The sequence below is a fragment of the Amantichitinum ursilacus genome, from assembly GCF_001294205.1.
GTDB lineage: Bacteria > Pseudomonadota > Gammaproteobacteria > Burkholderiales > Chitinibacteraceae > Amantichitinum > Amantichitinum ursilacus.
In genome coordinates, this window is the sequence record NZ_LAQT01000004.1 from 24,796 (window position 1) to 38,898 (window position 14,103).

Here is a 14,103-nt window from a genome sequence, read left to right on the forward strand (position 1 = left end):
CTTTTGTTAACGCATGTTTAATTGCAGCAATGCCAGGACGGGCGAGGAAAAATCAATATGTCAGTCACCATCAAGAACGCCGAGGACATCGCCAGGATGCGCGTGGCCGGCCGCCTGGCCGCCGAAGTCCTTGATTACATTACCCCGTTTGTCAAACCGGGCGTCACCACCGAAGAACTGGACCGGCTGTGCCATGAATACATGGTAAACGTGCAAGGCACGATTCCTGCGCCGCTCAATTATCAGCCGCCGGGTTATACGCCCTACCCCAAGGCCGTTTGCACTTCGATCAATAACGTGGTGTGCCACGGCATTCCCAATGACAAACCATTGAAGAATGGCGATGCGCTCAATATCGACGTGACCGTCATCAAAGACGGTTATCACGGCGACACCAGCCGCATGTTTATGGTGGGCGACAAGGTGCCACCGCATGCGCAGCGCTTGTCGCAAGTGACCTTTGATTGCATGTGGATCGGCATCGAGCAAGTCAAGCCGGGCGCGACGCTAGGCGATATTGGCGAAGCCATTCAGCGCTATGCCGAGAAAGCCGGTTATTCGGTGGTGCGCGAATTCTGTGGCCACGGCATCGGCACGCGGTTTCATGAAGATCCGCAAGTGGTGCATTACGGCAAAGCCGGCACCGGCATGGCGCTGGAAGCCGGCATGATCTTTACCATCGAGCCGATGATTAACGCTGGCAAACGCGAAATCCGCGCCATGCCCGATGGCTGGACCATCGTCACGCGTGATCGCTCGCTGTCGGCGCAGTGGGAACACACGGTGCTGGTCACCGAAACCGGCTACGAGGTGCTGACGCGCTCGGCTGGCGTGCAAGACAAACCATCGCAATATTTGCTGGGATAAGCACATCGATATGAGCGAACTGCGATCCGTTGGCCAGATCCGCGAACATCACGCTGCGCAAAAAGCCGCGTTGCGTGAGCGCTTTAGTTGTCCGCAGCGCGCCGCGCCGCTATTGCGCGCCCTGGCGCAATTAACCGATCGCACTTTGCAGGAATTGTGGCAGCGCCACGACTTTGCCGACGACACCTTGCTGGTGGCCGTGGGCGGCTATGGTCGTGGTGAATTGTTTCCGCATTCCGATATTGATTTGCTGATTCTGCTGCCCGACCAACCCTCCGCCGCCGCGCTGGAAAAGCTGGAAATCTTTGTCGGCGAATTATGGGATATCGGGCTGGAAGTGGGCCACAGCGTGCGCACCATGGCCGATTGCCTGAGCGAAGCGGAAAAAGACATCACCGTGCAAACCGCATTGCTGGAATGCCGCTGTTTGTCCGGCGACCCGGCGCGCTTTGCGCAATTCCGTGAAGCGGTTTACCAGCATATCGACCCCAAAGAGTTTTTTGACGCCAAATTGCTGGAGCAACAAGCACGCTACGGCAAGTTTGAAAACGCCACCTACAAGCTCGAACCCAATCTGAAAGAAGCCCCGGGCGGCTTACGCGACCTGCATCTGATTGGCTGGATTGCCGGTGCGTTGGGTCTGGGCCACGACTGGCGCAAGCTGGCCGCGATGGGCATGCTCACCCGGGAAGAAAGTCAGAGCCTGCGCCACGCCGAGCGCGTGCTGCGCACCATCCGCATCCAGTTGCACTGGATCGCCCGGCGCCGCGAAGACCGCATTCTGTGGGATTACCAGCATCAACTGGCGAGTGATTTCAAGCTGGTGGACAACGAACGCCAGCGCGCCAGCGAGCAATTGATGGCGCAGTACTATCTGGCCGCGCGCGTGGTGGGGCAATTGACGCCGTTGCTGGTCCAGGCGCTGCGCTCGCGCATCTATTCGCAAATCGGCACCGACATTACGCCGCTGAACGAGCGCTTTCAGTTGCGCGGTTCGTCGCTGGAAATTGCTGCGCCCGATGTCTTTGAAAAACACCCCTCGGCGATGCTCGAATTGTTTTTGCTATACGAGCAACAGCCTTACGCCACCGATATCGCCCCCGAGACGCTGCGCGCGCTATGGCATGCCCGTTCGCTGATCGACGACGACTTCCGCGCCGATCCGGCCAACAAAGCGATGTTTATCGATTTGTTCCGCCAGCCGCGCGGCCTGACACACAGCCTGCGTGCGATGAACCGCTACGGCGTGCTGGGCCGCTATCTGCCGCGCTTTGGCGAGATCGTCGGGCGCATGCAGCACGACTTGTTCCACGTTTATACGGTGGACGAACACACACTGATGGTGTTGCGTAATCTGCGCCGCTTTGCCATGCCGGCGTTTACACACGAATACCCGTTCTGTTCGCGCCTGACCGAAGAATTTGAACGCCCGGAAGCGTTGTACCTCAGCGCGCTGTTCCACGATATCGGCAAGGGCCGCGGTGGCGATCACTCCACGCTGGGCGAAGCGATCGCCGAAAAATTCTGTGCCGAGCATCCGCTGCACCCCGATGATCGCGCGCTGATTCCGTGGCTGGTGCAGCAACATCTGGTGATGTCGCAAGTGGCGCAGAAGCAGGACGTGTATGACCCCGACGTCATCGCCGATTTCGCCAAACGGGTGGGCGACCAGCGTCGGCTGACCGCTTTGTATCTGCTGACCGTGGCCGATATCCGCGGCACCAGCCCCAAGGTATGGAATGCGTGGAAAGCCAAGTTGCTGGAAGACTTGTTCAAAGCCACCCAACGCTATCTGAATAGCCAGAACATCGGCGTGCGGTCGTGGGTGGAAGAACGCCAGGAAGAAGCGCTGCGCTTACTGCGCCTGTACGGCCTGCGCCCCGATGCGCATGAGGCTTTCTGGAAACAACTGGATACCGTCTACTTTCTGCGCAACGAAGCGCGCGAGATTGCCTGGCACACCCGGCAGTTGTTTACGCGACTGAACACCGACGAGCCCATTGTGCGTGCGCGCTTGTCCGAGACCGGCGAAGGCTTGCAGGTGCTGGTGTACACCAAAGATGTGCCTGACTTGTTTGCGCGGATTTGCGCTTTCTTCGAGAAAGCGGGCTACAGCATTTTTGATGCGCACATCCAGACCACGCGCCATGGTTACGCGCTGGACAGCTTTTATGTGTATATCCAGGACCACGCCGGGCAAAGCTATCGCGACCTGATCGGCTATGTTGAATACGAACTGGCCACGCAGATTGCGCAAAATGCGCCGTTGCGCGGCCCGGGGCGTAGCCGTATTTCGCGCCAGCAAAAGCATTTCCCGATCCGGCCCGGTGTATCCATCCGCCCGGACGAGCGCGGTGGGCGTTATTCAATCGTCGAAATCGTGGCAGGTGATCGCGCCGGTTTGCTGTCGGCGATTGCGTCGATTCTGGCCACGCACCGTCTCGAAATCCACGCCGCCAAGATCATGACCTTGGGCGAACGCGCCGAAGATAACTTTGTGGTGTCGGGCAATGTGCTGGGCGACGAACGCGCGGTGCGGCAGATTGAGGGTGAAATTCTGCAGGCGCTACAAGCGGCGTAATACGGTGCTGGCGTGATGGCGTTGGCGCGCGGTGTGGCGTGGTAAGCGCACTCTGCGTGCCGACCATGCAGAGCGCCACGCCGCCGATTACAATCATTTTCTCAAAATAGCTTCTGGCCCGAGGTTGCATGCCGCGCAAGAACCTGCGTTCTGTGTTGATGGTTGCCTTTGCCGCGGTCTCCGCCATCATGGCGCTGAGCCTGTCGCTGGTGCTGGGCCATCTGGCCACCGAGCGCCAGCGCGAAGATATCGGCGAGGCCATCAGCGAACTGGCCGGTCAATTACGCGACCAGCTGGATCGCGGCATGAACCAGCGCGTGCGCGATATCCAGATCATCGCCGCCTTGCGCCAGGTGCGCGATCCGTCCACCAGCAAAAACGACAACCGCGCCGTGCTGGACAAGCTGGCGCAAACCTTTCCCAATTACGCCTTTATCGGCATGGCCAGCCCTGACGGCATCGTGCAATACGCCACGCACGGCTTGCTGGAAGGCAAAAGCGTGGCCGAGCGGCCGTGGTTTCAGGCGGGCAAGCGCGATCTGTTTACCGGCGACATCCACGAAGCCAAATTGCTGGCCAAATTGCTCAGCCCGCAAGCCAATGGCGAACCGCTGCGCTTTGTCGACGTCGCCACGCCCGTGTTTGATTTGAATGGCCAGTTTCTGGGCGTGCTGGGCGCGCATCTGTCGTGGGCGTGGGCGCGCGGGCTGGAACAAAACGTGTTTACGCCCGCCCGGCGCAACCAGGGCATCGAAACCTTCGTGCTTAATCGGTCCGGTGAAATCATCCTCGCCCCGCCCGGCGTTGACCCCGCCACCGTGAAACTGCCGCGCAATCTGCCCACGGCCGAAGCAGCGGGCGAGCCGGTGACGTGGCCCGATGGCAACGACTATTTAACCTCTCTGGTGCTGACGCATGGCGAGCAGAACTTTGCGGGCTTGGGCTGGAAAATCGTGGTGCGCCAACCTACGCGTATCGCCTTTGCGCCGGTGCGTAGTCTGCAACTGACCATTCTGGTGGTGGGTGCGATAGGCGCATTGGTATTTGCGCTGCTGGGCGCCTGGCTGGCCGAAGCGATTGCGCGGCCGATGTTGCGGCTGGCTGAAGCGGCCGAACGTTTGCAACAAGGCGAAAGCGGCCTCGAAATTCCGCTGGAAAACCAGTACAGCGAATCGGCGCGACTCTCCGCCTCGCTGCGCCATCTGGTGGCGGGTCTGAATGACGAACGCAGCAAACTGGCCACGCTGAACCAGGCGCTGGAAGAACAGGTGCACGCGCGCACCGATATGCTCGACCGCGCCAATATGCATTTGCTGTCCACGCTGGAAGAACGCGCCAGCATGGTCAAACAGCTGGAAGAACTGGCCAGCACCGACAGCCTGACCGGTCTGCTGAACCGCCGTGCATTCTGGCTGCGCGCCGATATGGAATACAAACGTGCCGCGCGCTCAGGCACTCCGCTGTCGTTGGTGATGTTCGATATCGACCATTTCAAGCGCATTAACGATGCCTACGGCCACGACGTGGGCGATGAGGCCTTGCGACAACTGGCCAATGTGGTGTCGGCCAGCCTGCGCGAAATCGATCTGGTGGCGCGCATGGGCGGCGAAGAATTCGCCCTGTTATTGCCCGAAACCGCCGTCGAGGGCGCGCAGCTGGTGGCCGAACGTTTGCGTGAGCAAGTCGCGCAAATTCGCGTGCCGGTGGCCACCGGTGGTGTGGTCAGTTTTACTGCCAGCTTTGGCATCAGCGCGTGGCCGCAAGAACTGGGGCTGGATCACGCGCTGATCCGTGCCGACCAGGCGCTGTATAACGCCAAAAACGGCGGCCGCGACCAGGTGCGCATTTACGAAGCACAGAGCTAGCCGCACTGGCCCCCGTCAGCGCGGCCGCGGGCTATCAGGCCCGCGCAGGGCGGTTTCGTGTGTAAAATGCCCGACGGACATTACACAACACCATATAAATCAGCCATCTGGACTCGACTTCATGAAGCCCCTTAACGGCCCTCTCCTCGCCCGTATCGCCGCGCAAGTCGGCACGCCTTGTTATGTGTACGATGCCGCCGTAATCCGCGCGCGCATTGCCGAACTCAAACAATTTGACGTGATCCGCTTTGCCCAGAAAGCCAATTCCAATACCCATTTGCTGCGCTTGTTAAAAGCCGAAGGCGTGATGGTGGATTCGGTTTCGCTTGGCGAACTGGAGCGCGCTCTGGCTGCGGGTTACAACGTGGGCGGAGAACCGAGCCCGGTGGTGTTTACCGCCGATATTCTCGACCGTGCCACGCTGGCGCGCGTGGTGGAACTGAAAGTGCCGGTTAACGCCGGTTCGCCCGACATGTTGAAGCAGTTGGGCGAAGTCAGCCCCGGCCATCGCGTGTGGCTGCGCATCAACCCGGGCTTCGGCCACGGCCACAGCCGCAAAACCAATACCGGTGGCGAATTCAGCAAACACGGCATCTGGTTTGAACAACTGGGCGCGGCCATCGAGCTGGTCAAGCAGTACCGACTGGATCTGGTGGGCCTGCATATGCATATTGGCTCGGGCGTGGATTACAGCCATTTAAACCGCGTGTGCGACGCCATGGTCGAGCAAGTGCGCCAGTCCGGCCACGATATCCGCGCCATTTCTACCGGTGGCGGTTTATCAATTCCGTATCGCGCCGATGACGAGACGCGCGTCGACACCGCGCATTACTTTGCCGTGTGGGATGCCGCGCGCAAACAGATCGAGGCCATCGTCGGGCATAAAGTGCATCTGGAAATCGAGCCGGGTCGCTTTATCGTGGCCGAAGCGGGCAAGCTGCTGGCCGAAGTGCGCGCCGCCAAAACCGCAGGCAGCATGCATTACACACTGGTGGACGCCGGCTTTAACGATCTGATGCGCCCGGCCATGTACGGCGCTTATCACGAGATCAGCTTTGTGCATGCCGATGGTAGCGAGATTGCTGGCGAACCCATCTCCACCGTCGTCGCGGGCCCGTTGTGCGAATCGGGCGATGTGTTTACGCAAAAAGCCGATGGCATTCTCGATCCGCATGTCTTGCCGCAAGCGCAAGTGGGCGATCTGGCGGTGTTCCACGACGCGGGCGCTTATGGCGCTTCGATGTCGTCCAATTACAATTCGCGCCCCTTGGTGCCCGAAGTGATGGTGGATGGCGAACAATTCAAAATCATTCGCCGGCGCCAGACACTGGCCGAATTGCTGGCACTGGAAGATTGAGTGCGCCATTGCCGCGTTGATTAAACAAGGACGTCTACGGACGTCCTTTTTTTTATTGTCGTCGCGTACCCGTCACGTAACACACTGCAACGATAACTTCATTTCCGCTGCCGGATTTCCGTCATATCGCGCTCGCATGCTCGCGCTGCAACGTGCTGGGGCCGTCTGCCAACGGCCCTGCCGCGTCCGCACCTTCTTATAAATTGACGGAGTGCAGGATATGAAGCGAAACAAGCGGGTTAATCTCAGCAAAGCCATCGCCATCGCGCTATTGCTCAACCCTTTATTTGCTACCGCGCCGGCCATGGCCGCCGATGCCAATGCGGCATTTATTGCGCCAACGGTGTGGAATACGCCGTTGAATAAAATCGCCCAGGTGGCCTGCCATAATTGTTATCAAAAACAATATGTCGGCGTATTCAAATCGGTATTCGAGAGTGTGCGTACCATCGAGGTCGATTTTTGGGATCAGCAGGATGCGGTTTCGGGTGGCTCCGCCAAACACTGGTTTGTGCGCCACGATGCGGGCACCCTATTCCAGTCTGGCAATGACAATAATTGCACGGGCGACGGCAGCGGCAAAAACGATCTGGCCGCTTGCCTTAACGATATCAAGGCGTGGAGCGATGCCAATGCCGGGCATTTTCCTATCACCGTCATTCTGGATAAAAAACAAGGCTGGTCCAAAGCCAGTTCGCAACGCACGCCGGCCGATCTGGATGAACTGGTGGGCAATATCTTTGGCAATGCGCTGTTTACCCCGGCTGATTTAGCCAATTACGTCGGCAGCAGTAAAGCATTGCAAACCGATATCGCGGGCAAAACCTGGCCGACGCCCAATGTATTGGCGGGCAAGATTCTGCTGGTGCTTAATCACACCGAAAACCAGCGCTTGTCCGAATACGCTGAAGCGCGTGGCGCCAATGCCAAAATCTTTATCTCGCCAGTAACGAATGGCCAGAATGATATCAATGGCACGGTCAGCGGCATGTCGGCGCAGGCGTCCGCCTGGGTGGCGATGAACAATATGAGCAACGGCGACAAAGCGTGGGCAGTGCAAACCAATGCGGCCGGGCATCTGGGCCGGGTTTATGGCGATGATGGCGTTTCGTTTACCCAACATATCGGCGAGCAGATTCATTTATCGGCGTATTACGATTTTGCCAGCAATAAAGACGGCAATGGCTATCGTATCCGGCCGTTTTAAACAACTGGATGAGCATGACCGCCCGCGTTGAGCCGGGCTCAATAAAAAAACCCCGGCCAAATAAATGGCCGGGGTTTTTTATCGGGATTGCCCGTTTGGGCGGATCGATCAAAAGCGATATTTAAGCCCCGCATTGGCCGCATTTGCCGCCACATTGCCGGTTTTAACAATGCCCTGGTAATTGAGATACACATCCAGCGCCGCGCCCAGCGGATATTGAATGCCGATGCCTGCGGTGACCAGGCCGCGCTCGGTTTCAGTACCGGGAATCACAAAGCGCGTGCCATCTTGCGACGCCACCGTCATTGCACGCGACGCGCTGCCGGTTTCATAGGCGTAATCCAGACTGGCTTGCAATTGCGCCTTGCGGCTACCCTCGCCGGCAGCGTAGTTAATGGCGATGCCGGCAAACGGCTGCATGCTGTGCAGCGTGGCCGCTTGCACATTCAGGTTCTGGCTGGTGGGGCCGCTCTCGCTAAAGGCCTGGCCGTGGTACAGCGCATAGCGTGCGCCCAGCCGCGGCGTCAGCGTCCACGCGGCGGTTAAGGCGGAAGGCAAACCGGCTTGCAGCGCGCCGCCCAAGGTATAGGCATGAGCGTCGGCGGTGGCATTGCCCAGCGTGGCAAACTGGCGCGTGCTGGATAACCAGCTGTAGCCCGCGCCCAGCGTGCCCGCCAGTTGCACGCCGCTGGCGGTATCGGTTTGCGCGTAGCCCGTCAGCGCCAGCGTATCGATCTTGCCGCTATTGCCGGTGTCGTTTTCTTCGACGCGTGAATGGCCGTAGCTGATGGCGTCGCCCAGCGTCCAGCCGCCTTTTTGCGTATCCGCGCCCGCGATCAGACCAAAGTGCTCATCCTTGTAGCCGGGCGCGCCGCTATTGGCATCGGTGCGCACGTTCTGACCTTCGGCCTGCATCCAGCCGTTCACTTCACCCGGTGCGCCCGATGCATGGCGCGCTTGTAGCACGGCATCGGCCAATCGTTGGGTTTGCAGCAAGCTGGATGAGGCCATTGCGCCGAACAGATTGGCGTTGGTGGGGGCGATGACCACCGGCGTCGGCGCTGGGGCCGGGCTGGGCGCAGGGCTGGGGGTTGGCGTGGGGGCCGGCGTCGGTGTCGCCGTCGCCGCGCCTTGCAGCACCAGGTTTACGCCCGTGCCACTGACCGCCACGCTTTGCGTCATGCCGGTCGGCACATTGCTGCTGACATTCGCAAAGCTGCCGCTCACGCTGTTGGCGCTGAGCACGTTAAACGTACTTGCGGTGTAGGTGCCCGGGCCGTACAGCAATTGCAGCGTGCCGCCCAGGTTGGCGGCGCCGTTGACCTTCAGTTGGGATGCGCCGCTGGGGCTGACATCAATCAGCAAGGTACCGCTGGCGCTCTGGCTATAGTTGCCGTTGATGGTCAGCGTGCCGATCGAACCGCCGGGCCGCACGATGCCTGCGTTGATGACATTGCCCACCACGCTACCGTGGCCGCCCAGTGTGCCGTCCGCGGCCACTTGCACATTCCCGGCGAGCACCGCGCTGGCATGGCTGGCATCGCCAATCTGCAGCACGCCGCCGCTGACGCTGGTCAGGCCGGCGATCTGGGTGTTGCCATCCAGAATGGTGGTGCCGGCGCCCACGCTCAGGCTGGCAAAGCGACTGATGTTATCCGCATAAACAAACGAATTGCCTGCGCCCGGCACGATGCTGAGCGTGCTGTTGCCACTGCCGCCATCCAGATCGCCACTGATGCTGGCTGCGCCGCCCACAATCTGCAGGCTGCTGTCGCTGCTGCCAAAGTCCACCGCTTTGCCGGTGCCATCGGCTTTGATCACGCCCGCATTGATCAGATGCGTGGTTTGCGCACCGGCCGCCACCACCGCCGCGCTGCCGCCGCCTTCCAGCGTACCGCCGGCCTGGTTGTTGATGGTGACGGTAAAGCCGCTGTTGGCGCCGGTCATGGCGATGGCGGAATCGGTCTGACCTTTGATCAAACCGCTGTTGGTGATCGTGGTATCGGCATAAATGCCCTGTACCGGAATAGTGGCGCTGGTGATTGGGTCTTTATCGAGGCCCGCCAGGGTAATGCCGCGACCGATGCCGCCGTTGATGTTGTCGCCTTCGATGGTGCCGCTGTTGACGATGCTGCCGCCGCCCACGGTCACACCCTCGCTGACATCGCCATTGGCCTGGGTGGATTTGATGATGCCGCTGTTGGTCAGGTTGACCAGGCCGTCTACATCCACGCCATCACCATCCGCCGCCAGGCCGTTGCCGGTAATGCTGCCCGCGTTGTTGATGGTGACGACTTCCAGCGCGTTAACGCCATCCACGTTAATGCCGGAGCCATTGGCCCCGGTGATTACGCCGCCCGCCTGGTTAACGATGCTGAGCGCGAACGCGCCCGTACTGGTGCTGGCGTCGGGGCCACCGGTAATGCCATGCCGCGCGCCTTCCACCGTGCCGCTATTGCTAATGCTGATGCCGCTGTTGGTTTGCGCATCAATGCCATCGGTGCCACTGGTGCTGCCCGCGTTGCGCGTCGATTTGATCAGGCCCTCGTTGATCACCACGCCGTTAACGCCGGGGCGCACCGCATCGGCTTCATTGGCGGTGATGATGCCGGTGGCGTAATTGTGCAGCTGGTTAACGCCGGTGGTGATGGCGGCAAAGTCGATAGCTTGCGAGCCCCCGGCCGAGTTGTTGGTCGAGGTCAGCGTGCCGTAGTTATTAAAATAGATATTGCTGTTGGCTTTGTTCATCTGGATCACGTCGCCATCAAACGCACTGATGAGGGCACCCGCCAGATTGTTGACGGTGAGTGTCAAGCCGCCGGTGTTATCGCGGATGCCGCGGCCCGTGCCGGTCTGGGTGATGCTGCCGCTGTTGGTGATGGTGGCATTGCCGGTTACGGTGACGGCCACGGTGGCTCCACCCAGCGTTAGCGTTCCGCCTTGCTCCACCACGCCGGTCTGGCCCGCCGCCAAAGCCTGCGCTGTGCCTAGCGTTTGCCCCGTGAGGACATCAAACGAGCCAGCGGCCAGCGCCGCATTTTCTACCGTCAGTACACCCAACAACACGATCAGTTTTTTCATTATGTGTGGCCTGTAAGCTCCGCGTGGAAGGGCGGAAGTCTGCAAGGCCGTTATGACGCCCGCATTACAGCGTTACACGCACGCTACAGTGCGGCGCGCTGACGTGACACGCGATACATCGCGCCAATACGGAACACGCGGTCGCGCGCCTGGTCCGTTTGATAGTCGCTGGCTTTGGCTGCGCCCGCTAAGATCAATCCACCACCCTTAACAACAACAGGATCGCCATGCCCGCCGAAATGGATGCGCGTACCGCCCGCTTGCTGCCCTGGATCGTCGCCATCGCGTTTTTCATGCAGATGTTAGACGGAACCATACTTAACACCGCCCTGCCCGCCATGGCCGCCAGCCTTAACGAAAGCCCGCTGCGCATGCAGTCCGTGGTCATTGCCTATTTGTTGACGGTGGCTTTGTTGATACCGGCCTCAGGCTGGATTGCCGACCGCTTTGGCACGCGCCGCGTGTTTTTTAGCGCGATCTTGCTGTTTAGCCTGGGCTCTCTGTTCTGTGCGCAAGCGCCGACGCTGACCACGCTGGTATTGGCGCGCATTGTGCAAGGCCTGGGCGGGGCGCTGATGGTGCCGGTGGGACGGCTGGTGATCTTGCGTGCCTATCCGCGCGCCCGGCTAGTGGAAGTGCTGAGCTTTGTGACTTTGCCGGGCATGGTGGGGCCACTGGTGGGGCCGACGCTAGGCGGCTGGTTGGTGGAATACGCGTCGTGGCACTGGATTTTTCTGATCAATATTCCGGTGGGCATTGTCGGCTGTGCCGCCACCTGGAAGTTTATGCCCGACTTACGCGCCGCGCCGGGTGCAATGTCGCGTTTCGATAGCATGGGCTTTGTATTCTTTGGTGCGGCGATGGTGCTGATCTCGGTGGCGCTGGAAGGTCTGGGCGAACTGCATCTGGCGCACGCGCGCGTGATGCTGTTGTTGATGGCCGGGCTGGCGTGCCTAGCGGCCTATTGGCTACATGCGGCGCGCAACGAACATCCCATTTTCCGGCTGCAGTTGTTCCACACGCATACCTACGCGGTGGGCATCCTGGGCAATCTGTTTGCACGCCTGGGCAGCGGCGCAATGCCATTCTTGATGCCGCTGTTGTTGCAGGTGGGACTGGCCTATTCGCCCTCGAAAGCGGGCATGACCATGATCCCGGTGGCGGCATCGGCCATGTTTGCCAAAGCCATTGCCAAACCCCTGATCGAGCGCCTGGGTTATCGCCTGCTGCTAACCGGCAATACGCTGTTGCTGGGCTGTCTGATGATCAGCTTTGCCACCATCAGCAGCGACACCGCCTACCCGATGTTGCTGCTGCATCTGGCGATTTTTGGCGCGGTCAATTCGATGCAGTTTACGGCGATGAATACCGTTACCTTGATTGACCTGAGCGACGTGGATGCCAGTTCCGGCAACAGTTTATTGTCGGTGGTGATGCAACTGTCGGTCAGCCTGGGCGTGGCGGCCGCTGCAGCGCTGCTGGCGGGCTTTGCCAATGAATATGTGCACCCAACCCAGCCGCAGCTGCTGCAATCGTTCCACTACACCTTTATGTGCGTCGGCGTGATGGCGATGCTGGCGGCGGGCATCTTTCTGCAATTGCCGCCCACATCGGGCAAAGTGCAAACCGAAGTGCCGCCACCGGGCCAGCAGGTGGGCGATCATCTTTAGGCGGGCGGTATGCCGCGCCCGCCCATATCCAGGAGAACCAGCATGACTCAGGTCCACGTTTACGCCGCCGCAGGTTTTGAAGAAGTTGAACTGGTGACCACCGTCGACATCCTGCGGCGCGCCGAAATCGAAACGCTGCTGGTATCGCTGAACGAAGACCTGGCGGTGACCGGATCGCACCAGATGACGCTGCAGGTGGATCTGACTTTTGCCGAGGCCGCCGTGGAAACGCCCACCTTGATTGTGTTGCCCGGTGGCCCGGGCGCGAATGTGATGTTGCAGCACGCGCCTTTGCAACAGCGTTTGCGCGAGCAGATTGCGGCCAGTCGGCCGGTAGCGGCCATTTGCGCCGCGCCCAAGGTGTTGGCCAAGGCTGGTTTGTTGCAGGGCAAAAAGGCGACGTGTTTTCCGGGCTTTGAATCGTTGCTGGCCGAAGCGGGCGCCATCGTCTCGCCGTATAACGTGGTCAGCGACGGGCTGATTACCACATCGCGCGGCGCGGGCACGGCGGCTTTGTTTGCGCTGGAGCTGGTGCGGCTGCTGGGCAAAGACAACGCGGCCCATCAAGTGGGCCGCGCGATGCTGTATCTGTGAGGATTGCTGCGGTTTAGCGCGCGTACGGATTGGTCGGCGCGGCCGCGGCAGGCTTGCTCAACTCGTAAACAGTCTTGCTGCGCAATTTAAAGTATTCGGCGGCGTGATACAGATTCTCGGAATGGCCGACAAACAACAGCCCATTGTTTTTCAGCAACGGCGCAAACCGGCGCAGGATATTAAGCTGCGTTGGTTTATCGAAATAAATCATCACATTGCGGCAGAAAATGGCATCAAACGGGCCGCGCACTGACCAGTTGGTTTCCACCAGATTGAGCTTGCGGAACACGATCATGTCGCGCAGTTCCTGCTTGGCCTGATAGTTGCCATCGGGCAAGCGATCAAAAAAGCGGCGTACGCGCGCGCTATCCATCTTTTCGACTTCGTCACCGTTGTAGATGCCGCGTTTGGCGGTTTCCAGCACGTTGGTATCGAGATCGGTGGCGATGATCTTGACCGGCGGGCGCAGGCTGTCCAGTGCTTCGCAGGCGGTGATTGCAATCGAATACGGCTCTTCACCGGTGCTGGAGGCTGAGCACCACACGTTGAGCACACCTGCGCTGCGATTGGCCTTCAAATGCTCGGCCAGCATCGGAAAATGATGTGATTCGCGGAAAAACGACGTCAGGTTGGTGGTCAGCGAATTGGTAAACAGCTCGAATTCCTTGCTGTCGCCACGTTCCAGCACCGCCAGGTATTCATTGAACGAGCGCAAACCCAGTGCGCGTAAACGCTTGGCCAGGCGGCCGTACACCATGTCGTGCTTGGCCGGCGTCAGCGCGATACCGGCATAGTTGTAGATCATCTTGCGGACTTTCTCGAAGTCCTGTTCGGTGAAAACGAACTCGCGCTGCGAAGCATTCAGCATGTTGTGGGCACCT

Annotated in this window: 9 protein-coding genes; 7 read left to right on the forward strand and 2 right to left on the reverse strand. The window is 59.9% G+C overall.

The genetic code is table 11. The features are described 5' to 3' along the window. Nucleotides 1-57 precede the first annotated feature (57 nt). The 5 genes from map (at nt 58) to WG78_RS06835 (ending at nt 7,877) form a co-directional block, all read left to right on the forward strand. Nucleotides 58-867, forward strand: coding sequence for a type I methionyl aminopeptidase (map, locus tag WG78_RS06815; RefSeq protein ID WP_053937062.1), 810 nt, complete (start codon nt 58-60; stop codon nt 865-867). Nucleotides 868-877: 10 nt separating this feature from the next. Beyond that, nucleotides 878-3,448, forward strand: coding sequence for a [protein-PII] uridylyltransferase (locus WG78_RS06820; protein WP_053937063.1), 2,571 nt, complete (start codon nt 878-880; stop codon nt 3,446-3,448). Between the two features lie 128 nt (nt 3,449-3,576). Beyond that, nucleotides 3,577-5,313 carry a sensor domain-containing diguanylate cyclase gene (locus WG78_RS06825; RefSeq protein WP_053937064.1) on the forward strand — a complete coding sequence of 579 codons (1,737 nt, stop codon included), beginning with the start codon at nt 3,577-3,579 and terminating at the stop codon, nt 5,311-5,313. 121 nt (nt 5,314-5,434) lie between these two features. Continuing rightward, nucleotides 5,435-6,670, forward strand: a complete 1,236-nt coding sequence (gene lysA, locus WG78_RS06830; protein ID WP_053937065.1) for a diaminopimelate decarboxylase — start codon at nt 5,435-5,437, stop codon at nt 6,668-6,670. A gap of 220 nt (nt 6,671-6,890) precedes the next feature. Then, entirely contained in the window at nt 6,891-7,877 is a 987-nt protein-coding gene (locus tag WG78_RS06835; RefSeq protein WP_053937066.1) for a Ca2+-dependent phosphoinositide-specific phospholipase C, read from the forward strand. Between the two features lie 108 nt (nt 7,878-7,985). On the opposite strand, the gene WG78_RS06840 is transcribed toward WG78_RS06835, so the two are convergent. Then, entirely contained in the window at nt 7,986-10,958 is a 2,973-nt protein-coding gene (locus WG78_RS06840; RefSeq protein WP_053937067.1) for an autotransporter family protein, read from the reverse strand. A 227-nt stretch (nt 10,959-11,185) separates the two neighbouring features. On the opposite strand from WG78_RS06840, the gene mdtD reads away from it, so the two are divergent. Both mdtD and WG78_RS06850 read left to right on the forward strand, forming a co-directional pair. Next, nucleotides 11,186-12,628, forward strand: a complete 1,443-nt coding sequence (mdtD, locus tag WG78_RS06845; RefSeq protein ID WP_053937068.1) for a multidrug transporter subunit MdtD — start codon at nt 11,186-11,188, stop codon at nt 12,626-12,628. A 42-nt stretch (nt 12,629-12,670) separates the two neighbouring features. Beyond that, entirely contained in the window at nt 12,671-13,222 is a 552-nt protein-coding gene (locus WG78_RS06850) for a DJ-1 family glyoxalase III (protein WP_053937069.1), read from the forward strand. Between the two features lie 13 nt (nt 13,223-13,235). Here WG78_RS06850 and WG78_RS06855 read toward each other — a convergent pair whose 3' ends face one another. After that, on the reverse strand, nt 13,236-14,090 hold the full coding sequence (locus tag WG78_RS06855; protein WP_053937070.1) for a CheR family methyltransferase: 855 nt from the start codon (nt 14,088-14,090) through the stop codon (nt 13,236-13,238). Nucleotides 14,091-14,103: the final 13 nt, after the last annotated feature.

Coding starts and splice junctions, on each gene's coding strand:
- WG78_RS06850 (WP_053937069.1), top strand. CDS start 12,671: ATGACTCAGGTCCACGTTTACGCCGCCGCAGGTTTTGAAGAAGTTGAA.
- mdtD (WP_053937068.1), top strand. CDS start 11,186: ATGCCCGCCGAAATGGATGCGCGTACCGCCCGCTTGCTGCCCTGGATC.
- WG78_RS06820 (WP_053937063.1), top strand. CDS start 878: ATGAGCGAACTGCGATCCGTTGGCCAGATCCGCGAACATCACGCTGCG.
- WG78_RS06855 (WP_053937070.1), bottom strand. CDS start 14,090: ATGCTGAATGCTTCGCAGCGCGAGTTCGTTTTCACCGAACAGGACTTC.
- WG78_RS06825 (WP_053937064.1), top strand. CDS start 3,577: ATGCCGCGCAAGAACCTGCGTTCTGTGTTGATGGTTGCCTTTGCCGCG.
- WG78_RS06840 (WP_053937067.1), bottom strand. CDS start 10,958: ATGAAAAAACTGATCGTGTTGTTGGGTGTACTGACGGTAGAAAATGCG.
- WG78_RS06835 (WP_053937066.1), top strand. CDS start 6,891: ATGAAGCGAAACAAGCGGGTTAATCTCAGCAAAGCCATCGCCATCGCG.
- lysA (WP_053937065.1), top strand. CDS start 5,435: ATGAAGCCCCTTAACGGCCCTCTCCTCGCCCGTATCGCCGCGCAAGTC.
- map (WP_053937062.1), top strand. CDS start 58: ATGTCAGTCACCATCAAGAACGCCGAGGACATCGCCAGGATGCGCGTG.